Source organism: Paenalcaligenes hominis, assembly GCF_011927625.1.
In the GTDB taxonomy this organism is placed as follows: domain Bacteria; phylum Pseudomonadota; class Gammaproteobacteria; order Burkholderiales; family Burkholderiaceae_B; genus Paenalcaligenes; species Paenalcaligenes hominis.
The window spans coordinates 579444-600035 of record NZ_JAATIZ010000002.1 but is presented as its reverse complement, the minus strand read 5'-3'; the positions used below and the strand labels follow the sequence as shown (position 1 = coordinate 600035).

Genomic DNA, 20592 nt, shown 5'->3' with positions numbered 1-20592 from the left:
GTATGATGACATTTAAGTTGGTTAGCAAAAAAGCTTTACCTTGCTGAAGGCAAGACATCAAAAAGGACGAAAATGACGCGCTTCGATAATTTTATTAATGGCGAATGGGTTGCAAGCACTGAATATAAAGCAAATTACAATCCCTCAGATTTGGATGATGTGATTGGGGAATACGCTCAAGCAAGTATTTCTCAAGTTAACGAGGCAGTTCAGGCCGCACGATCTGCATTCAAACAATGGACCTTTGCCTCCATCCAAGCGCGTGCTGACGCATTAGACAAAATTGGATCTGAGATTTTGCAGCGCAATAAAGAAATAGGTGAGCTTTTGGCTCGTGAGGAAGGTAAGGTTTTAGCCGAGGCTATTGGTGAGGTAACAAGAGCAGGTAATATTTTTAAATATTTTGCGGGAGAGTGTTTGCGTTTAAGCGGCACAACATTGCCCTCAGTACGTTCAGGTGTACAAGTTGAGGTCGTTCGCGAAGCAGTTGGTGTGGTTGGATTAATTACGCCTTGGAACTTCCCTATCGCAATACCAGCCTGGAAGATAGCACCAGCATTGGCATATGGTAATTGCGTAGTTTTTAAGCCAGCAGATTTAACTCCTGGTTGTGCCTGGGTACTTACAGAAATTATCTCACGAGCAGGTTTACCTGCAGGTGTCTTTAATTTAGTGATGGGCTCAGGTCGTAATGTGGGTAACTGTATTGTAGATTCCCCAGAGGTTGATGCGATCAGTTTCACGGGTTCTGTAACGGTAGGGCGCTCAATTGCTGAACGATGCATACAACGTCAAGCTAAAGTACAGTTAGAAATGGGGGGCAAGAACCCACAAGTGATTTTGGATGATGCTGACTTAGATCAGGCCGTAGAATTGAGTTTGCAAAGTGCTTACTTTTCTACTGGTCAGCGTTGTACAGCATCAAGTCGTTTAATTGTAACGGATAAAATTTACGACTCATTTAAAGAAAAATTATTAGAAAAATTACTTTCTTTACGGGTAGGAGATGCATTAGATTCAAATACCCAAATAGGTCCTGTAGTTTCAGCTCAGCAATTAGAAAATAATTTGAAGTACGCTGAAATCGGAGTGAAAGAAGGAGCACACCTTTATGGTGGGCAGCGCTTAGAGTTAGCAAAAAAGGGGTTTTACCAAAAGCCAGGTTTATTCGTTGAATGTAAGCCCGATATGCGCGTGTGTACCGAAGAAATATTTGGCCCAATGGCAAGTCTGTTAAGAGTCAAAGACTATGACGAAGCATTAGCTATGGCTAATGCCACAGAATTTGGTCTCGCGGCAGGTATAGCCACGCAGTCTTTAAAGTATGCCCAGCATTTTAAACAACACGCTCAAGTAGGGATGGTTATGGTTAATTTGCCTACTGCAGGTGTGGATTATCACGTGCCTTTTGGGGGTAGAAAAGCCTCCTCGTATGGGCCTCGTGAGCAGGCAAATTATGCAAAAGAGTTCTATACCTCTGTAAAAACAGTATATGTTGCATAAAAATTAGTACGACGTAGTAACTATAAAAGCAAATGCAAACCTAGGAGACAAAAATGGAATTAAAAAAGCGTAGCAAAGGGTTAAGCGGTTATTCAGGCGTGCGGCAGTTATGTAGCGCTTTAGTGGTAGCAGCGGGTTTAGCGGTAACTCAAGGAGCCGTAAATGCAAAAACCTTACGTTCTGCCGATGTGCACCCAAATAATTACCCCACAGTTGAATCAGTCAATTACATGAGCGAAAGACTTAAAGAAATGACTAACGGGGATCTAGATATTAAAGTCTTTGGCTCTGGGCAGTTAGGGAATGAAAAAGCCACCCTAGAGCAAACGCGTTTTGGTGTACTCGATATGAATCGTATTACTTTAGGAGAAATTAATAATCTCGTAGAGGATACGGTTGTATTGTCTTTACCGTATGTTTTCAGATCTAAAGAGCATATGCGTAAAGTGGTAGATAGCGAAATTGGTGCCGAAATGCTTGCATCGCTAGAGCCTCATGGATTAATTGGTTTAGCCTTTTTCGATGCGGGCTCGCGCAATATTTACAACAGTAAGCATGAAGTTAAAACCCCCAGTGATTTAGCAGGGTTGAAAATTCGAGTGCAACCATCGGATATTTTCCTCGACATGATTAACACGCTAGGAGCCAACGCAGTTCCAATGGGCTTTAACGAAATGTATTCGGGGTTACAAACAGGCGTAATTGATGGTACCGAGCAAAGTTGGCCTACCTACGAGTCAACCAACCACGTTGAAGTCGCCAAATACTACTCCCTGACAGAGCATTTAATGCTGCCAGAGGCTTTAGTCATGTCTAAGATAACTTATGACAAACTAACAGAAGAGCAGAAAAAAGCAGTCCATTTGGCAGCCCAAGATGCTAAGTACAAAATGCGCGACTTATGGGATGCCAGAGAAAAAGAGTCAGAGCGTATTGTCCGGGAAAAGGGAGCCGTTATTACAGAGGTTGATAAGCAACTATTCATGGATAAAGTAGCTCCGGTGCAAGAAAAGTACTTAAAAAATGAACGGTTAAAAACACTTTTTGATCGTATTCAAGCCGTCGAGTAATAACACGTTCGATGCACTTATGTCTTAGTAGGCATAAGTGCCCCTTAAGGGGTTTTAAGTATGGATACGTTAATTAATCAAAACGTAAGAGAAGAAGCAAAGTCCTCTGGATTTCGCTTGGTTTTGCAGCTGTTGTGTGACACAGCCCAATGGGTCTCACGCTTATGCTTATTAATGATGACTATTATTATTGGCTGGCAGGTTTTTGCTCGATATGTATTAAACGCGTCACCAAGTTGGAGTGAGACCACCTCCATATCTTTAATGGGTTGGTTTGTTTTAGTTGGGGCAGGAGCTGCAGTTCGATATCGAGATCACTTAGGTTTTACCGTTGGATTACTACTGATGCCAGCTTCAGTTAGGCGTTGGGTGGTGTTATGCGGGGATCTATTAGTCGCGTTGTTTGGCATAGGTATGTTTGTTTTTGGCCTCGATTTAATTCGCGGTACGTGGAATGTTCTTATGCCGGGTAGCTTTTTGCCTCAGGGGGCGCATTATGTACCGTTGTCAGTAAGTGGGGTGCTAATTTTTCTTTTTAGTTTAGAAAACGTAGTAGAAGGCTTGCAGGCCAAAGCTGGGGAGACGACATGGAGCAAATAGTTTTATTTGGTGTCTTCCTTATATTAATGGCCATTGGTGTACCGGTAGCATTTTCTTTAGCTATTTCTGCTTTAAGCACAGCGTTGTATATGGGAGTACCCCCTTTAATTGTATTTCAGCAAATGAGCGAGGGGGTCGGGTCTTTCGCCATGATTGCCATTCCTCTTTTTATCTTTGCTGGTGAATTAATGATGCGAGGTGGTGTGGCTGACCGCATGATTAATTTTGCAGGTAGTTTGGTAGGCCACTTACGCGGGGGGCTGGGCCAAGTCAACATTATGTCCTCAGTGTTTTTAAGCGGCATTTCCGGTTCCCCTATTGCTGATGCGTCAGCGATTGGCGGAATTATGATCCCACAAATGGTGCAACGCGGGTACGCACGCAGTTATTCAGTAAACGTCACAATTAGTAGTGCCGTCATCGCATTGATGATTCCACCGTCCCCAAACTTAATTCTGTATGCCATTGCTGGAGGGGGTGGGATATCAATTGCAGACTTATTTACTGCTGGTATTTTTCCAGGATTATTACTGGCATTTGCCTTGTTAATAACTGCGTATATTCAGGCAGTTAGAAAAGGTTATCCAGCAGAACGATTTGCTGGGTATTACATGATCTTAAAAACCTTAATTGCTGCTATTCCTGCCATTATTTTAATAGTAGTAATTTTTGGTGGAGTTCGCTTCGGCATTTTCACGCCAACAGAAAGCTCATGTATAGCAGTAATTTATGTATTTCTAGTGATGTTACTGACATATAGAGGGTCTTCTTTCCGCATTTTGATGGAAGCTGTAAGTGCTGCAAGTCGAACTACAGCAATGGTGTTATTTATTATTGCATCGGCTGCTGCATTTGGTTGGTTCATGGCATTTTTGCAAGTACCTACCTCAGTTATTAATGCCATGAGTGCTATTTCAGAGAGCCCAATTGTTGTTATGGCCCTGATCTTGATTACTTTACTGCTGCTGGGCACCTTCATGGACCTCTCACCAATGGTGATTATTTGTACTCCCATTTTTTTACCAGTAGCTATTAATTTTGGTATTGACCCTGTGCATTTTGGGATCGTTATGATTTTAGCCGCTGGCATTGGGTTATATACACCTCCGGTGGGGACTTTACTATTCGTGGGGTGCGCTATTGGGAAAATTGGAGTAGGAGAAGTCCTCAAAACCATTTGGCCATATTACCTAACTAGCACAGTAGTTTTATTAATAGTGGCTTATGTGCCGTGGTTCTCTCTGTGGCTGCCAGCTTTATTTCGTTAGTAACTGGATGATTTATGAACAATATAAACACAGAAATCTCCCAAAATATTAATCCACACTCAGGTCAAACTGTATTTATAACCGGTGCAGCTGGGACGATAGGGAGTGCGATTGCTCGTCGATTTGCGCGACAAGGAGCAAAAATTGCATTGATGGACAAGGCTGATACTAGTCAGTTAGCACTATTAGAGGCTGAGCTTATCGCAGAAGGGGCTCCCCAAGTAATAAGTATTCAGGGCGACTTATCTGACACAGAGCGTCACCAAGAATGGGTACAAAAAATCGTACAGGCATTAGGCCCAATTCACTGCTTGATAAATAACGCAGGCATGGGAGCGTTACGTCGGGCTGACATGCTTGAGTTAAGTCCAGACGCATTCGATATCGTAATGAATGTGAACTTAAAGGGAACTTTTTTCTTAACTCAAAAAGTAATGGCTCATATGTTAGAGCAGAAAGAGGTGATTCACCCAAGAGCCATTATTACTGTGTCATCGATAAGTGTAGATGTCGCTTCAATAGAACGAGTGGAGTACTGCATGTCTAAGTCAGCTTTAGGCATGATGACTAAATTAGTAGCGCTACGCTTAGCTGCAGCGAATATTCCAGTGTTTGATTTGCGTCCAGGCATTACTCATAGTGGCATGACGAAACCAGTAGAGTCTCGCTATGACAAGTTAATAGCAGAAGGACTAGTGCCTATCGGGCGATGGGGGGAAGGTGAAGATATGGCAAATATTGCTTTGTCTTTGGCCAGTGGAAACTTTGCTTTTGCAACAGGGACAGTGATTCAGGCCGATGGGGGTCTGACCATACCAAGCTTATAAAAAATGCTATTTTTTGACATGGTGGAGATCGTAGATGAGTTTAAACAAACAGTCGGTACGTGTGGGTGTAGATATTGGTGGCACGTTTACTGATGTAGCACTAGAAGTAGGTAAAGAGTTATTTACTACCAAAGTCTTAACTGACTACACCGCCCCAGAGCGCGCTATATTGAAAGGCTTAGGGCAGATTTTAGATCAGGCAAAATGTGATTTTTCTGATATTGATGTCATTATTCATGGCACAACGTTAGCAACTAATGCACTGATTGAGCGTCGTGGGGTAAGCACCGCTTTAATTACAACTGAGGGTTTTAGAGATGTAATTGAAATGCGTACCGAGAACCGCTTTGAGCAGTACGATTTAAATATTGTTTTGCCCCCTGCTTTAATAGAGCGGGAGCACCGCTATGTGATTTCTGAGCGTATGGATGCTCAAGGCCGAACTTTAGTTGAGCCTGATATGAGCCAAGTTGAGGCCTTAATTGATGAGATTGAAGCCAAAGGATACGAGAGCGTAGCAATTGGGTTCTTACATAGTTACGCCAATGGCAAACATGAAAAACAAGTACGCGACGCGCTATTAAAACGTTTGCCTACGCTAAGTGTGTCTATATCTTCTGAAGTTTCACCACAAATTCGAGAATACGAGCGTTTTAATACCGTATGTGCCAACGCTTATGTTAAACCACTTATCAAGTCCTATTTAGCACGTTTAGTGGATGAGTTAAAAAATCAAGGGGCGGTGTGTGATGTTTTTATGATGCACTCAGGTGGCGGCATTATTTCAGTGCAAACAGCCGCTGAGTTTCCGGTGCGTTTAGTAGAGTCTGGCCCAGCTGGTGGCGCCATTTTCGCTGCGCATATCGCCGAGCGCTTTGGTCTAGACTCTGTTCTATCTTTTGATATGGGCGGTACTACAGCTAAAGTATGTCTGATTGAGAACTACACACCAAAAACAGCAAAAACTTTTGAAGTAGCTCGCACGTATCGTTTCAAAAAAGGGAGTGGGATGCCTATTTCCATTCCTGTGGTTGAAATGGTTGAAATCGGAGCGGGTGGTGGTTCCATTGCTTCTGTAGATGGCATGAACCAAATTCGAGTCGGCCCTCGGAGCGCAGGCTCAGAGCCGGGGCCAGCGTGTTACCAAAGAGGCGGTGAAAGCCCGACAGTAACAGACGCAAATCTAGTGCTAGGCAAACTTGACCCTGATTATTTTGCGGGCGGTGCCATGCAACTCAGCATGGACTTAGCCAAGGCTGCCATTCATAACGATATCGCAACACCCCTTAATTTAACGACAGAGAATGCTGCCTATGGCATTTTGGAAGTCGTTGACGAAAACATGGCGAACGCGGGCCGTGTCCATGCAGTTGAAAGCGGTTATGACCTAGCGGGCTTCACCATGATTACTTTTGGTGGAGCAGGCCCTGTACATGCTGCGCGTTTATGCGAAAAAATGGCAATTGATGGCTTTCTGGTACCGTATGGTGCGGGGGTGGGCTCTGCTTTGGGTTTCTTACGGGCTCCCTTTGGTTTTGAGTCTGCCCGTAGTGGTTTTATGAAACTTAATGTCTTTGACGCCGAACGTGTGAATCAGTTGTTGGTTTCAATGGAAGAGGAGGCCACCACTTTTGCTCGCCAAGGTTTAAAGGATGTGGACCCGGTTTTAGAGCGTGTGGCATATATGCGTTATGCCGGTCAGGGTTGGGAGATCCCTGTAACAGTGCCAGTGCGTGATTTTACGCCTGCCGATCAACAGTACCTAAAAGACGAGTTTGAAAAAGTGTATATCCGCTTTTTCGGACGAGCGATTGATGGGTTGGATGTCGAAATTGTTAGTTGGTCTGTACGGGCTTCAAGCTCACCTGCAGTAGTAGAGCGCCTCGATAAAGTAAAGAAAACCCAAGTCGCGAAACCACAAAGTCAACGGTTGGTTTTTGAATCCAAACTAGAGAAGTTCGTTGAGTCAGGCATTTATAACCGTGACCTGCTTAATGTTGGGGATCAGGTAATAGGGCCTGCAGTCATTGTAGAGCGTGAGACGGCAACTATTGTGCCATCTCAATTTGTGGCCACGGTACAAGCCGATTTGTGCTTGTTCGTAGAAATCGATAAGCAAGCAAAATAGGTGTTGCCCATGTCAGTCAATATGAATCATATCCATAGTCAAGTTATGTGGAACCGCCTTATTTCGGTGGTTGAAGAGCAGGCTCTCACTTTAATCCGTACTGCTTTTAGTACAAGTGTGCGTGAAGCAGGCGACTTATCAGCTGGTGTGTTTGATGAGCAGGGGCGTATGCTTGCTCAAGCCGTAACGGGTACACCTGGGCATGTAAACGCTATGTCTGAAGCGGTAGGGCATTTTATGCGTGCTTTAGGTGTGGACACGATGGCTGAAGGAGACGTGTATATCACCAATGACCCGTGGAAAGGCACGGGGCATTTACACGATATCACCGTAGTTTCGCCCGTTTTTCGCAACAAAACCTTAATCGGCTTTTTTGCTTGCACGGCACACGTTGTAGACATTGGCGGTCGTGGTTTTGGCCCTGATGGCCGCGAGGTGTATGAAGAGGGGTTGTTTATACCTATCATGCGCTTTGCTACACGCGGAGAGGTTAATCGCGACTTAGTAAATATCGTGCGCAATAACGTGCGTGAAGCGGATCAGGTTGTAGGCGATATTTATGCGTTAGCTGCATGTAACGAGATTGGTGATCGCCGTCTTCAAGAGATGATGAATGAATTTCATTTGGATAACTTGAACTCTTTAGGTGAGTACATTTTAGAAAACAGCCGCATAGCAACTTTGGCGAAAATAGCAGCTTTGCCTAAAGGCAGCTTCAGTAATGAAATGCGGGTAGACGGTTACGAAAAAGAAATCACTATGCGTGTGAAATTAACGATTAGTGATGACATGGTAGTAGCTGATTACGATGGGACTACAGGAGTTAGTGAGTACGGTATTAACGTGCCTATGATTTATACCAAGGCTTACTCATGTTATGGCCTGAAGTGTGCAATTGCTCCTGAAATTCCAAATAATGCGGCTTCTTTAGCACCATTTGATGCAGTGGCACCAGAAAATTGCATTTTAAATGCTCAGCATCCTAGCCCAGTAGCTGTACGTCATGTATTAGGGCACTTTATTCCTGATGTGGTATTAGGAGCATTACATAAGTTTTTACCAGATCGTATTCCTGCTGAAGGCGCAGGTACTACTTGGAATATCCAAATAGGAGTAGATGCCGAGCAAGCAGGATTGGATAAAAAAGAATCTACTCAGATCTTAATGTTTAATAGTGGTGGTGGAGGCGCACGCCCCGAATATGATGGCTTGCATGCGACGGCATTTCCAAGTGGCATTCACACTATGCCCGTTGAAGCCACTGAGCAGGTAGGACCTATTGTTGTGTGGCGTAAAGAGTTACGTCCAGACTCTGGTGGTGCGGGTCAATGCCGTGGGGGGTTAGGTCAAGTAGTAGAAATATCTGCTGCTGAGGGCTATTCCATGTCGTTCAACGCAATGTTCGACCGTATTTTAAATCCCGCTTTGGGCCGTGAAGAGGGGCAAGCTGGTTTAGCGGGTGGAGTGCAACTTAGTGACGGAACACAACTCAAAGGAAAAGGGTCACGAGTGCGTGTACCAACAGGGCAGCGTGTGGTCTTGACTCTACCTGGTGGGGGAGGTTATGGGCCAGTCAAAAATCGTGATCCTCAAAAAGTGCGCGATGATGTACGTAATGGTTATATTTCCACAGCTACAGCTAAAGATATATACGGTGTAGATGTGTAAGTTTCGAACTTGAAAGTCATTAGCGTGACTTTCAAGCAGATTGATTAGTTAGCAGAACAGCTCATAACAGGAATTTTTATCTATCTCCTTAGTTATAGTCATAAGATGACATATGAGTTGGTGCAGAGCTTCTTTTATTTAGATTTAGGAGTTAATTATGAGTCCTCAAGAGTTAAAAACCGTTTTATCTTCTGGTTTACTATCTTTTCCCATCACGGATTTTGATGAGAACTTAGAATTTAATCGTGACTCTTACATACAGCGTTTAGAGTGGCTAGCCCCTTATGGTGCGAGCGCTTTATTTGCTGCTGGAGGTACGGGTGAGGGCTTTTCTCTTTCATTAGATGAATATGCCGATGTAATCCGAACAGCTGTCGATACATGTAAAGGAAAGGTCCCTATTCTGGCAGGTATCGGTGGTAACACACGTCAAGCTATTCAAATGGGAAAAATTGCTCAAGAGTGTGGGGCAGCTGGTGTTATGTTAATGCCTCATTATCTCACTGAGGCTAGCCAAGATGGTGTTATGCATCACGTAGATCATGTGTGTCGAGCACTTTCGATTGGAGTAGTGGTTTATAACCGTAATGTTTGCGAGTTAAATGCAGACCATATGGAGTATTTAGCAGAGCGAAACCCTAACTTAATTGGGTTTAAAGACGGGATTGGAAAGATTGAATTAATGGCAGGTATTCGTCGTCGCATGGGTGATCGTCTAACCTATCTAGGTGGCTTACCTACTGCTGAAATCTATGCGGCCGCATACCGAGCCTTAGGTGTACCTGTGTATTCGTCTGCTGCTTTCAACTTTGTTCCGCGCACTGCTATGGAGTTTTATAACGCCATAGCCAGTGGAGATCTAGAAACGCAAAACCGATTGTTAGATGATTTCTTTCTCCCCTATGTGAAAATACGGAATCGTGGGGAAGGATACGGAGTAAGCATTGTTAAAGCGGGTGCTCGTTTAGTAGGACACAGTGCTGGACCAGTGCGTCCTCCTCTTAGTGAGTTAACAGGAGAGGAAGAGGAAATGTTGCTTGAGTTAATTCAGAAGCAAGGTGCTCAGTAAAAGTCTATCTAAGCCCACCTAGTTAGGTGGGCTTTTTGAGGTGTTATATGCTGGTAATAACTAATGATGATGTGCGTCGGGTCACAGATATATCCCGTTTGGGGCAAGTGTTACAGCAAGCGTACTTATCTTGGCTTCCTGACAAAGTAGCTATACAGCCTCGATTTAGGACAGAGGTCGATGGTTTTAAATTGGTGTCTATGGGGGCTGTACTTAAAGACATCGGCTATGCGGGATGCAAAATATACAGCTCTTATGAAAATAAACTGTGTTTTAAAATACTATTATTTAGTACCAGTACAGGTCAGGCTTTAGCATTGTTGGACTCAGATGCTTTGACACCAATGCGCACCGCAGCCAGTAGCCTTTTAGTAGCACGTCGGTATGCTCAGCCAAGTTCGCACAGTCTAGGCGTCATAGGGTTAGGGCCATTAGGTATAGAACATATACGTCAATTTATTAAGGCTTTTCCTATTTCTCGGGTTTTGGTTTGTGACCCTAAAGTGTCTAGTGCTTACTTAGACGCTGAGTTAAAAGAAAAAGGCATTAGGGTGCATCAGGTGGAAGCAGAAAAACTGGTTCGCTCAAGTCAAATTATAGTGACGGCTACTCGAAGTACTACTCCCGTTTTACAAAGCTCATGGGTACAAGATGGCACCTTTGTGGCTGCTATCGGGTCTTGTTTAGCCCATGCTCAAGAGCTAGATCCTCATCTGATAGACAGAGCACAAAAGATTGTGGTTGAGTGGCCCGAGCAAACCTTAAAAGATACAGGCGACTTGTATTTGTATGCAGATAAAAAAGCACTTTTAAGTAAGATAGAGGCCATGACACAAACACTACAAGAAAATGGTTCAGCTTATGATCCAAAGAACATAGTGATTTATAAGGCTGTGGGTATCGCTCTTGCTGATATTGCAGCAGCAAGCTTAGTTTATGAGCAGCATAAACTCAGCTTTACTGTTGAGCGGTGAAAAACATAGGAAGTCATGGGGTGTTGTGGTCGCTTTTTTTAATCCGTGTATGATAAAGAGAACGACTCAATTAGCTGTAGCCTCCCCAAGTGCTAGCGTTGTAGGCATGTAGGCCGAGGCCAGTGTCTGTTTTTGCTTAAGGAGGTCTCTTATGTCACATCCCAATAGCTTCAAAGCTCGCCAGTCATTGTCGGTGGGCACGCATCAGTATCAAATCTTCCAGCTTTCCGCGCTCCAAGACCAAGGTTTAGACGTTCAACGTCTACCGTATGGGTTAAAAATCCTTTTAGAAAACTTACTTCGTACTGAAGACGGTGTAAACGTCACATCGAATCATATTCGTTTTTTAGCCAGTTGGGACCCTCAGGCTGAGCCCGACTACGAGATTGCATTTAGCCCCGCTCGTGTTATTTTGCAAGATTTTACTGGTGTACCTGCGGTGGTGGATTTGGCGGCCATGCGCGAAGCCATGGCGAACTTAGGTGGCGACCCCCAGCGGATCAACCCTTTGGTACCCGTAGAGCTAGTGATTGACCACTCCGTTATTGTGGATGATTTTGCTCATAATCAATCCTTTCAACGTAACGTAGAGATCGAGTACCAACGCAACGTAGAGCGCTATCAATTCTTACGTTGGGGTCAAGATGCGTTTGATAATTTCAAGGTGGTGCCACCTGGAACGGGGATTGTGCATCAGGTTAACCTAGAACACTTGTCTCGGGTTGTATTTACTAAGGACCAAGACGGGGTAATGCAGGCCTATCCAGATACCTGTGTAGGTACTGACTCACATACGCCTATGGTAAATGGCCTCGGGGTAGTGGCGTGGGGTGTAGGAGGAATTGAAGCCGAAGCCGCAATGCTAGGCCAGCCCATTTCTATGTTGATTCCACGTGTGGTGGGGTTTAAATTAACAGGTAGCTTACCCGATGGCGTAACCGCCACAGACTTAGTTTTAACGATCACCGAAATGCTGCGTAAACACGGTGTGGTGGGCAAATTTGTCGAGTTCTATGGGCCTGGGGTGAGTGCGGTACCGCTTGCTAACCGCGCGACGATCGGTAATATGAGCCCAGAATATGGCTCCACCGTTTCTATGTTTCCTATTGATGAGGAAACCTTAAATTACATGCGTTTGACCGGGCGCAGCGAGCAGCAGGTGACTTTGGTCGAGGCCTACGCTAAGGCTCAAGGGCTATGGCACGACCCAGCTCACGAGCCCGAGTACTCTGAGTACTTAGAGCTAGATTTATCAACTATTGTGCCTTCAATTGCTGGGCCTAAGCGCCCCCAAGACCGCGTGCCTTTGACTTCGGCTCAATCCGCGTTTAGAAAAGAGCTGGGGGCATTACAGGGAAATATGGATAGCAGTGGGGTCGACGAGGCATCCAAAGAATCCTTTCCGGCTTCAGATGCACCTTCCCTAGAGCAGCCTAAAAAAACCGCAAGCTGTGTGGTGGTGTCACAAAGTGATGGTACTCAGTATGAATTAAATGATGGGGCTGTGGTGATTGCGGCCATTACATCATGTACTAATACTTCAAACCCCAGCGTTATGATTGCGGCCGCACTGGTGGCTAAAAAAGCGCATGAAAAAGGCCTAACACGCAAGCCGTGGGTTAAAACCAGTCTGGCGCCAGGCTCACGTGTGGTTACGGATTATTACGAGCGGGCCGGTCTTACTCCCTATTTAGATGCATTAGGCTTTAACTTGGTAGGGTATGGTTGCACCACCTGTATTGGTAACTCCGGACCCTTAATCCCCGAAGTAGCCGATGCTATTGATGCAAACGACCTAACGGTGGTGTCGGTGCTGTCAGGTAACCGCAACTTTGAGGGACGTATTCATCCCCAAGTGAAAATGAACTACCTCATGTCTCCGCCTTTAGTGGTGGCGTATGCGATTGCGGGCACGATGAATATTGATTTACAAAAAGCGGTGCTAGGACAAGACACTAACGGCCAAGACGTGTACTTGAAAGACCTATGGCCAAGTACTGCAGAGGTGCAGGCCGTGATGGATCAGGTCATCGCCAAAGACATGTACAGCAAAGGCTACGAAGACGTATTTGCCGGCGATGCACGTTGGCAGGCTTTATCTACGCCGCGTAGCCAACAGTTTGCTTGGGACCCACAGTCTACTTATGTACGTCATCCGCCTTATTTTGAGAACATGCCAGCGCAGCCTGCACCAGTAACAGACATTCATGGTGCACGAGTTTTAGCTAAGTTAGGCGATTCAGTCACCACAGATCATATCAGCCCAGCGGGTGCAATTATGGATATGACGCCGGCGGCCATGTATTTAAAAGAACACGGTATCGAGCCCAAAGACTTTAACTCATATGGCTCGCGTCGTGGTAACCACGAGGTGATGATCCGCGGTACATTTGCCAACGTACGCTTACGCAACCAGTTGGCTCCGGGTACGGAAGGGGGCTACACTCGTGACTTTACTCAGCCCGAGGCGCCTATTGCGACGATTTACGATGCGTCACGTCATTATCTTGCTGCAAATACGCCGTTGGTTATTTTGGCGGGTAAAGAATATGGCTCTGGCTCATCCCGAGATTGGGCTGCTAAGGGCACCGTGTTGTTGGGCGTGAGAGCTGTAATAGCCGAGTCATACGAGCGCATTCACCGTTCTAACTTACTCGGTATGGGTGTGCTACCGTTGCAGTTTCCCACTGGTACTACGGCTCAAAGTCTAGGTTTGTTAGGGGATGAGGTATTTGAAATCACCGGTATTAGCGTATTGAATCAAGGCCAAATCCCTAAAACTGTGCATGTAAAAGCCGGCGATGTTGAGTTTGAAGCCATTGTGCGTATCGATACCCCTTCCGAAGCAGATTATTACCGCCATGGTGGCATTATGCAATATGTGCTGCGAGGCTTGAAAAACGCGTAACCGATTTTAAGACTAGATGCTTTAATTTAAAATGCGGCCTAAACAGCCGCATTTTTTGGGCTGTGTCTTAGTTATAGATCACGCGCTTTGAATTGTTCAATCCAATACGTAGTGGAAGGATCATGGGTTTTGGCACAGGGCTGATTTTGCAGCTCGTTAGTGATGTCAGTGGCTAAAATTTTGCCGTATTCCACCCCCCATTGGTCAAAGGGGTTAATACCCCACAGCACAGCTTGGACAAATACTTTGTGCTCGTAAAGCGCGATCAAAGCGCCTAAATGATAGGGGGACAAGCGGGGTAGCACAATGAGACTATTAGCGCGACCGCCTTGATGGGTACGGTGTTTTGCCAACCAACGTGCTTGTTCGGGCTCATGACCTTGACTTAAGCATTCTTCATAGGCTTGGGCTTCGGTTTTACCGCGTAGCATGGCCTCACGTTGTGCCAAGCAATTAGCCAGCAGACTTTGATGATGGCTAGGCCACTGGTGCTCGGCTTCCTGACACACAATAAAATCCACCGCAGCACCATCGCTGCTTTGGTGTAACCACTGAAAAAATGTGTGTTGTGCATCGGTGCCTGGCATGCCCCAAACAACGGGCCCGGTTGGCACGGGTACGGCCTCGCCGCAAACATCTACTGATTTGCCTAGCGATTCCATCTCTAGCTGCTGTAAATAAGGCACTAAATGCATTAAACGGGAGTCGTAAGGTGCTAAATTTAATGAGCTAATACCTAATACACTACGATTAACTAAGCCATGCAGAGCCATTTGTACGGGCGCATTTAGGGCAAGAGGAGCGGTTTCAAAGTGCTTGTCCATGGCGGCAGCGCCTGAAAGCATACCAGCAACAACGTCAGAGCTGACGCTTAAGGCGGTGGTTAAGCTCACACTAGACCATAAGGAAAAGCGCCCACCCACCCAGTCCCAGAACTTAAAGATTTGTTTATCTGGTATACCCCATTTTTTGGCTTGTTCAGGCCGAGCCGTAATAGCTACTACTTGCTCTAGGGGGTTGCGTACGTTTGCCGCCGTTAACCACTCAATTGCGCGCGAGGCATTTTTTAGTGTTTCAGCAGTAGTGAAAGATTTAGAGGCCACCACGATTAATGTGTCGTGCGGATTTAAATCGGCAAGACCTGCTTTCACTGCATGCCCATCAATATTTGCAATAAAACGAACAGAGCGCCACTGTTTGGTATAACCAAAAGCAGCCACAGTTAAGCGTATACCCCAGTCGCTGCCTCCGATACCAATATGCACAATATGACGCCAACGACGAGCGAGATCGGATTCGCGAATAAACGCATTGAGGCGTTCTCGTTCTGCCATGACCTCTGGAATGGCGGCTGGCTGGCGTAACATGCTGTGCCAAGCGGCTCTGTTTTCAGTAATATTAGCGATGCCACCCCCCAACAACGTCGCCCGTTGTTCGGTGAATTGCCGCTGTTCTAATAAATCTAGGCCCGCTTGGGCAAGCTCGGGGCTGTAGCGCTGACCGCTTAAGTCTAGCGTTAGACCGGCAGCATCAATCAAACGCAGTTCATTGTGTAAAGGGTCGGCCTGTTGGGCAGCTGCGCTAAATGTAGGCCAGGCGGGTAAAGAAGTAATAGACGATGGCTTCAAGGTAGAATAGATAAGCTAAAAAGTTAACAGGCGGCCTACACGTACAGACTAGACCACGGGCTGAAATAAATAGGAAAGTGAATGGTTTAATTTAAAAAATAATGATTTTTAAATCAAAATAATACCATTTATTATTCTGTACTTGAGTTTAAAAAGCTTTGTAAATTAAATACAGATTGTGAAAAAAGTTAAAGGAGTTGTGAGTGAAAACGCACCGTATTGCAGTCATTGCTGGGGATGGAATTGGTAAAGAGGTGATGCCCGAAGGCCTTAGAGCCCTAGAGGCGGTAAGCCAAGCATTTGGTATTCAGTTTGATTTTAAACATTTTGATTGGTCTAGTGCTGAGTTCTATCAAAAGCATGGGCAAATGATGCCAGACGATTGGTTTGAAACCATTAAAGATTTTGATGCGATTTTATTTGGTGCGGTGGGTTGGCCTGATATTGTGCCTGACCATATCTCTTTATGGGGCTCATTACTTAAATTTCGTCGCGAATTTGATCAATACATTAATATGCGACCGGTGCGCTTGATGCCTGGCGTGCCGGGGCCGCTTGCCAACAAACAACCAGGCGATATTGATTTTGTCGTAGTACGTGAAAATACCGAAGGCGAATACACCAATCTTGGAGGCAAAATTTTCGAAGGCACGGACCGTGAGGTGGTGATTCAAGAGTCTGTATTTACGCGTATAGGTGTAGATCGTGTCTTGAAATATGCATTTGACGTAGCCCAAAGCCGCCCTAAAAAGCACCTTAGCTCGGCGACTAAATCCAATGGTCTAGCGATTAGCATGCCGTATTGGGACGAGCGTTTAGAGCAAATGGCACAGCACTATCCCGACGTGCGCTGGGACAAACACCACATTGATATTATGACCGCACGGTTTGTCTTGCAGCCCGAGCAGTTTGATGTGGTGGTGGCATCCAATTTATTTGGCGATATCTTGTCTGATCTAGGGCCAGCGTGTACTGGCACAGTGGGTATTGCACCTTCGGCCAACTTAAACCCCGAGCGCCATTTTCCTTCGCTGTTCGAACCGGTGCATGGCTCTGCCCCCGATATTGCCGGTAAAAATATTGCTAACCCAGTAGCAATGATCTGGTCAGCTGCCCTTATGGTGGAATTCCTAGGTGCGGGTGACGCCACGCATCAGGCCGCCTATGACGCCATGATGCAAGCCATAGAGCAAAGCCTAGAGCAGGGTCCGCGTACGGCTGATTTAGGCGGCCAAGCCAATACCACCGAGGTGGGCAAAGCAATAGCTGCCCAGATTGAAAAGGCAGCCTAAGCTTTTAGGCCGATAGTTATATCGACCTATAGCTTTATTTAGGTCTATACATGTGGAATAAGGTCTGGTCACTGATCTCGTAATAATCGGCCGGACCGCCCCCTCGTAATATCGGTTGAGCCGCCGCGCAATGATAAATACCGTCTTTAATTAGGGCGGGGTCAATATGAACCGCAACGACTTCACCAATGACCATCCACGTGTTCAGGGCGTCCTGGTGTTGGTCTGTCATTTGAAAGTGTTGAGTGACTTTGCACTCGATGGAAACGGGGCTTTGAGCGACACGCGGTGCGGCAACAAGCTGACCCGCTAATGGCGTCAGTTGGGTGAGTTCAAACTCGTTCACAGGCTGCTCTAGGCTGCTTTGGTTAACGGCTTCTGCCAAGGGGCGCGTCGCCAAATTCCAGGTAAATACGCCGGTTTCAATAGCATTACGCACGCTATCTTTATAGCCCACGCTAGAAAAGGCAATTAACGCAGGTTTGTAGTTAAATATATTACAGAAGCTGTAGGGCGCTAGATTGGGCTGCCCTGCGGTGTCTTGTGTGCCGATCCAGCCAATAACACGAGGACCAACAATCGAGCTAATTGGGTCATGACGTAAACCATGGCCGTTCTTTGGCTCGTAAGTATGATAATGATCTTGCACTGTTTTTTCCCAGAAAGCGGTAGCGAGGTGTTCGGGAATGTCCCGATAATAAACTATATACTTTACAACTAAAATAAAAGATCGGCAATTCACTGAAGCAGTTGCTGCTTTCCATCGTGTTGTTATCCAGAGGGTTTGTTATGACATCCCTAAGCCCATGGCAAAAATTCGTCTCTACCGACGTAGACCTTGTGCAGTCGTCGGTGGGTACCTTAATCAAACCGCATCGTCTTACGCTTAAAAACACGACTCAACCTTTACGCACACGTTTACGTTTCGTGCAGTTAGGGCAGATAGGGGTGATGCGGCTTGGGTATGGCGCCGATGTTCGTATTCAGCCTGAACAGCTCGCTGGCTTTTATCTTATTCAGTTGCCTCAATACGGAGAAGCCACAGTGCGCTGTGGCAACGAGCAAGTAGACTCTTCTCCTCAAGTTGCTACCGTATTAAACCCTAACGTCGACATTGATATGGTGTGGCGCGCCAATAATGAACAACTGATGCTAAAAATTGACCGCGCACTGGTCGAGCAAGTGGCGCCTCATTTCGAGCAGCCTAACTGGTCACCGTCATTGAAGTTTCCTTTGCGTTTTCAAGCTCATCAACACATGAGTTGGCGCTTAATGATGCGCCACGTGGTAGATTGCGCCCGCCACTCGGAATCCGTATTAAGCTCGCCGCTGGTGATGGCTCAACTCGAACAGTTAGTCGTGACCACGTTTTTAGATGTGCATCCGCCTCTCGATAGCTCTGTGCCTCGGCGTTCTGACCACGTGATGCCGCGCTCCATTCGCTTAGTCGAACAGTATTTGCATGCGCATGCCGACCAACCAATTCGGCTCGAAGAGCTGGCCGCTTTGGCTCAGATTAGTGTACGCAGCTTACATGCTGGTTTTCAGCAGTATTGCGGTATTAGCCCGATGCAGTACTTACGTCAGATTCGCTTAGAGCGAGTGCGACACGAGCTGTGCCAGCCTGGGTCAGACTCAGTGACGCAAATTGCTTTGCGTTGGGGCTTTATGCACTTAGGACGCTTTAGTGCTGAATACAAACGGCGTTTTGGCGAAAGCCCAAGTCAAACTCAACACCGTGTCCGCACCGCCTCATAGGGGCCAAAAATACAAAACCAAAGGCAGGGTAAGCGCAACAATTAGTAGGTCAAGCGGTAAACCCATACGCCAATAATCATTAAATCTAAAACCGCCCGGACCTAAAATTAATGTGTTGTTTTGATGGCCTATGGGGGTTAAAAACGCACACGATGCACCAATCACAATTGCCATTAAAAAGGTGTCGGGATTCACATCCAACTGTTGGGCTGTACCTAATGCTACTGGACTCATTACGGTAGCAGTGGCCGCGTTGTTCATTAAGTCGGATAACAGCATGGTGGTGACCATAATCAGCGCTAATGCCAAGATAGCATTGCCTTGGGCCCCATATTCCAACAAAAGGTTGGCAATTTGCGCTGCTGCCTGCGTACTTTCTAGGGCTTGAGCCACCGGAATTAACGCGGCCAACAAAACAATGACCGACCAGTCCACGGCGTTATAAATTTGGCGTAAGGCAATCACATTAAAAAGTAACAGCAGCAGCACGCCCAACATAAAGCTGAGAGCAGCTGAAAGCAAGCCTGAAGCCGCTAGGGCCACTGACAGCACCATAATGCCGTTTGCCAACAGCATTTTGCGGCGATCGGGAACGCGCAAGGCACGTGCCGCTAAAATGGCGCAGCCCCCATTTGAGGCAAAATTACTAATCCGGTCTTCAGGGCCTTGCAGCAACAACACATCACCAGTGCGTAACGGCATATTGCGCAATCGAGTTCTAGAGCGTGTGCCTTGGCGTGAAATGGCTAACAGATTGACATGATATAAAGCGCGTAAGCGTAGGTTAGAGGCAGTGCGTCCAATCAATGAGGAACCGGGCAAGATCACTAGCTCCGACAGTTCAGTGTGCACAGGTGGTTGTTTTTTTTCTGCGCTTTTCGTGTCTTCTGAGGGCTCAGAGCTAGGCGCGGGAGATGCCTCAGGCTCATCCGTAGGCATAGCTAAAATCCGATCTTCATGAAACACCAGATTCAGCACATCCAGGTTTTTTGCTAATACATCGGGATCGGACTCAATCAATAAAATGTCATTTTGCTGCAGCTGCAAAATAGGGCTTGGACTTTGAATGGTGGTGTTTTCTCGAATAAGAGCCAGAACTTGGCTATCCGTGGTGGCGAGGATTTCTTGCACTTCGCTAAGGCGCATGCCAATAGCTTTGCTGTCCTCACTCACACGGGCTTCGGTTAAGTAGGAGCCCGTTTCAAATGCATCCGCATGGGCTCGTTGACGTACCGGGATTAAGCGCCATCCTATCAAGGAGATAAACAACACCCCAGCAATGGCTAAGCTGACCCCTAATGGCGTGAAGTCAAACATTTTAAAGGGCTGGCCGATCGCCTCGGCACGGTAGCCGGACACAATCAAGTTAGAAGGGGTCCCAATCAGGGTGGTCATGCCTCCTAGGATGGTCGCAAAAGAGACGGGCATAAGAATTTGCCCGGCTGGTAGGTTGTGGCGTTGCGCCACTTGTAGCGACACGGGCATAAGTAACGCCAAGGCACCTACATTATTCATAAAACCGGATAAAAAAGCGGCTAAAGCAGTTAAAGCTAGCAGTGATACCGTTACATTACTTTTTTTAGGTAATACACGCTCCGCTAATACATCGATGGCGCCGGTTTGCTGCAAAGCGTAACTAAGAATTAATACGCAAGCCACAGTGACCACAGCAGGATGACTAAAACCACTGAACACAGCATCGGTAGGGACTAGGCCAAGTACGCTACTGAGTATGAGTGCGATCACAGCCACCACATCGTGGCGCCAACGGCCATAAATGAAAAGACCCAATGTCAGGAGTAAAACGCCAATGGCTAATAGGGCAGAGTTCATAGTCTTCTCCTTGTGGTTATTATTGGAGTGCGGTAGACGACGCCTAAGTGGTTATAGATCAAAAAT

At 46.2% G+C, this 20592-nt stretch carries 15 protein-coding genes; 12 read left to right on the top strand and 3 right to left on the bottom strand.

Going from position 1 to position 20592, the window contains the following annotated elements:
- Positions 1 to 72: 72 nt before the first annotated feature.
- From GGR41_RS06880 to acnA, 10 genes are all read left to right on the top strand, one after another.
- On the top strand, positions 73 to 1503 hold the full coding sequence (locus GGR41_RS06880) for an aldehyde dehydrogenase family protein (RefSeq protein ID WP_167661196.1): 1431 nt from the start codon (positions 73 to 75) through the stop codon (positions 1501 to 1503).
- 53 nt (positions 1504 to 1556) lie between these two features.
- Positions 1557 to 2573 (top strand): TRAP transporter substrate-binding protein, encoded by a 1017-nt coding sequence (locus GGR41_RS06875; protein WP_209279763.1) that lies wholly within the window; start codon positions 1557 to 1559, stop codon positions 2571 to 2573.
- A 60-nt stretch (positions 2574 to 2633) separates the two neighbouring features.
- Complete coding sequence (locus tag GGR41_RS06870; RefSeq protein WP_167661195.1) at positions 2634 to 3173, top strand: TRAP transporter small permease; 540 nt, start codon at positions 2634 to 2636, stop codon at positions 3171 to 3173.
- Positions 3161 to 4441: a TRAP transporter large permease gene (locus GGR41_RS06865; protein WP_167661194.1), complete on the top strand. Its 1281-nt coding sequence runs from the start codon at positions 3161 to 3163 to the stop codon at positions 4439 to 4441. The genes GGR41_RS06870 and GGR41_RS06865 overlap by 13 nt, the downstream gene beginning before the upstream one ends.
- 14 nt (positions 4442 to 4455) lie before the next feature.
- Positions 4456 to 5268 carry a 3-ketoacyl-ACP reductase gene (locus GGR41_RS06860; protein WP_167661193.1) on the top strand — a complete coding sequence of 271 codons (813 nt, stop codon included), beginning with the start codon at positions 4456 to 4458 and terminating at the stop codon, positions 5266 to 5268.
- A 34-nt stretch (positions 5269 to 5302) separates the two neighbouring features.
- Positions 5303 to 7396 carry a hydantoinase/oxoprolinase family protein gene (locus GGR41_RS06855; RefSeq protein ID WP_167661192.1) on the top strand — a complete coding sequence of 698 codons (2094 nt, stop codon included), beginning with the start codon at positions 5303 to 5305 and terminating at the stop codon, positions 7394 to 7396.
- Between the two features lie 9 nt (positions 7397 to 7405).
- Positions 7406 to 9064: a hydantoinase B/oxoprolinase family protein gene (locus GGR41_RS06850; RefSeq protein ID WP_167661191.1), complete on the top strand. Its 1659-nt coding sequence runs from the start codon at positions 7406 to 7408 to the stop codon at positions 9062 to 9064.
- A gap of 154 nt (positions 9065 to 9218) precedes the next feature.
- Positions 9219 to 10133, top strand: coding sequence for a 5-dehydro-4-deoxyglucarate dehydratase (kdgD, locus tag GGR41_RS06845; protein ID WP_371020542.1), 915 nt, complete (start codon positions 9219 to 9221; stop codon positions 10131 to 10133).
- A 47-nt stretch (positions 10134 to 10180) separates the two neighbouring features.
- Positions 10181 to 11107 (top strand): ornithine cyclodeaminase family protein, encoded by a 927-nt coding sequence (locus GGR41_RS06840; protein WP_167661189.1) that lies wholly within the window; start codon positions 10181 to 10183, stop codon positions 11105 to 11107.
- Positions 11108 to 11258: 151 nt separating this feature from the next.
- Positions 11259 to 14015 (top strand): aconitate hydratase AcnA, encoded by a 2757-nt coding sequence (acnA, locus tag GGR41_RS06835; protein ID WP_167661188.1) that lies wholly within the window; start codon positions 11259 to 11261, stop codon positions 14013 to 14015.
- A gap of 71 nt (positions 14016 to 14086) precedes the next feature.
- Here the strand turns inward: acnA and pgi are convergent, their stop codons facing one another.
- Complete coding sequence (pgi, locus tag GGR41_RS06830) at positions 14087 to 15643, bottom strand: glucose-6-phosphate isomerase (protein WP_209279762.1); 1557 nt, start codon at positions 15641 to 15643, stop codon at positions 14087 to 14089.
- Positions 15644 to 15846: 203 nt separating this feature from the next.
- Here pgi and GGR41_RS06825 point away from each other — a divergent pair, with 203 nt between their 5' ends.
- Positions 15847 to 16935, top strand: coding sequence for a tartrate dehydrogenase (locus tag GGR41_RS06825; protein WP_167661187.1), 1089 nt, complete (start codon positions 15847 to 15849; stop codon positions 16933 to 16935).
- A 34-nt stretch (positions 16936 to 16969) separates the two neighbouring features.
- Here GGR41_RS06825 and GGR41_RS06820 read toward each other — a convergent pair whose 3' ends face one another.
- On the bottom strand, positions 16970 to 17584 hold the full coding sequence (locus tag GGR41_RS06820) for a flavin reductase family protein (RefSeq protein WP_167661186.1): 615 nt from the start codon (positions 17582 to 17584) through the stop codon (positions 16970 to 16972).
- 140 nt (positions 17585 to 17724) lie between these two features.
- Between GGR41_RS06820 and GGR41_RS06815 the strand changes: the two genes are divergently transcribed.
- The gene (locus GGR41_RS06815; RefSeq protein WP_167661185.1) at positions 17725 to 18693 is read left to right on the top strand and encodes an AraC family transcriptional regulator; all 969 of its coding nucleotides are present in this window, start codon (positions 17725 to 17727) and stop codon (positions 18691 to 18693) included.
- On the opposite strand, the gene GGR41_RS06810 is transcribed toward GGR41_RS06815, so the two are convergent.
- Positions 18688 to 20526, bottom strand: a complete 1839-nt coding sequence (locus tag GGR41_RS06810) for an SLC13 family permease (RefSeq protein WP_167661184.1) — start codon at positions 20524 to 20526, stop codon at positions 18688 to 18690. The two genes, GGR41_RS06815 and GGR41_RS06810, sit on opposite strands and share 6 nt — an antisense overlap.
- Between the last annotated feature and the right edge of the window lie 66 nt (positions 20527 to 20592).

Excerpts from the sequence above, each read along its gene's own strand:
- GGR41_RS06870 (WP_167661195.1), top strand. The coding sequence starts at position 2,634 with ATGGATACGTTAATTAATCAAAACGTAAGAGAAGAAGCAAAGTCCTCT.
- GGR41_RS06840 (WP_167661189.1), top strand. The coding sequence starts at position 10,181 with ATGCTGGTAATAACTAATGATGATGTGCGTCGGGTCACAGATATATCC.
- GGR41_RS06815 (WP_167661185.1), top strand. The coding sequence starts at position 17,725 with ATGACATCCCTAAGCCCATGGCAAAAATTCGTCTCTACCGACGTAGAC.
- GGR41_RS06850 (WP_167661191.1), top strand. The coding sequence starts at position 7,406 with ATGTCAGTCAATATGAATCATATCCATAGTCAAGTTATGTGGAACCGC.
- GGR41_RS06865 (WP_167661194.1), top strand. The coding sequence starts at position 3,161 with ATGGAGCAAATAGTTTTATTTGGTGTCTTCCTTATATTAATGGCCATT.
- GGR41_RS06855 (WP_167661192.1), top strand. The coding sequence starts at position 5,303 with ATGAGTTTAAACAAACAGTCGGTACGTGTGGGTGTAGATATTGGTGGC.
- acnA (WP_167661188.1), top strand. The coding sequence starts at position 11,259 with ATGTCACATCCCAATAGCTTCAAAGCTCGCCAGTCATTGTCGGTGGGC.
- GGR41_RS06880 (WP_167661196.1), top strand. The coding sequence starts at position 73 with ATGACGCGCTTCGATAATTTTATTAATGGCGAATGGGTTGCAAGCACT.
- GGR41_RS06875 (WP_209279763.1), top strand. The coding sequence starts at position 1,557 with ATGGAATTAAAAAAGCGTAGCAAAGGGTTAAGCGGTTATTCAGGCGTG.
- GGR41_RS06860 (WP_167661193.1), top strand. The coding sequence starts at position 4,456 with ATGAACAATATAAACACAGAAATCTCCCAAAATATTAATCCACACTCA.
- GGR41_RS06810 (WP_167661184.1), bottom strand. The coding sequence starts at position 20,526 with ATGAACTCTGCCCTATTAGCCATTGGCGTTTTACTCCTGACATTGGGT.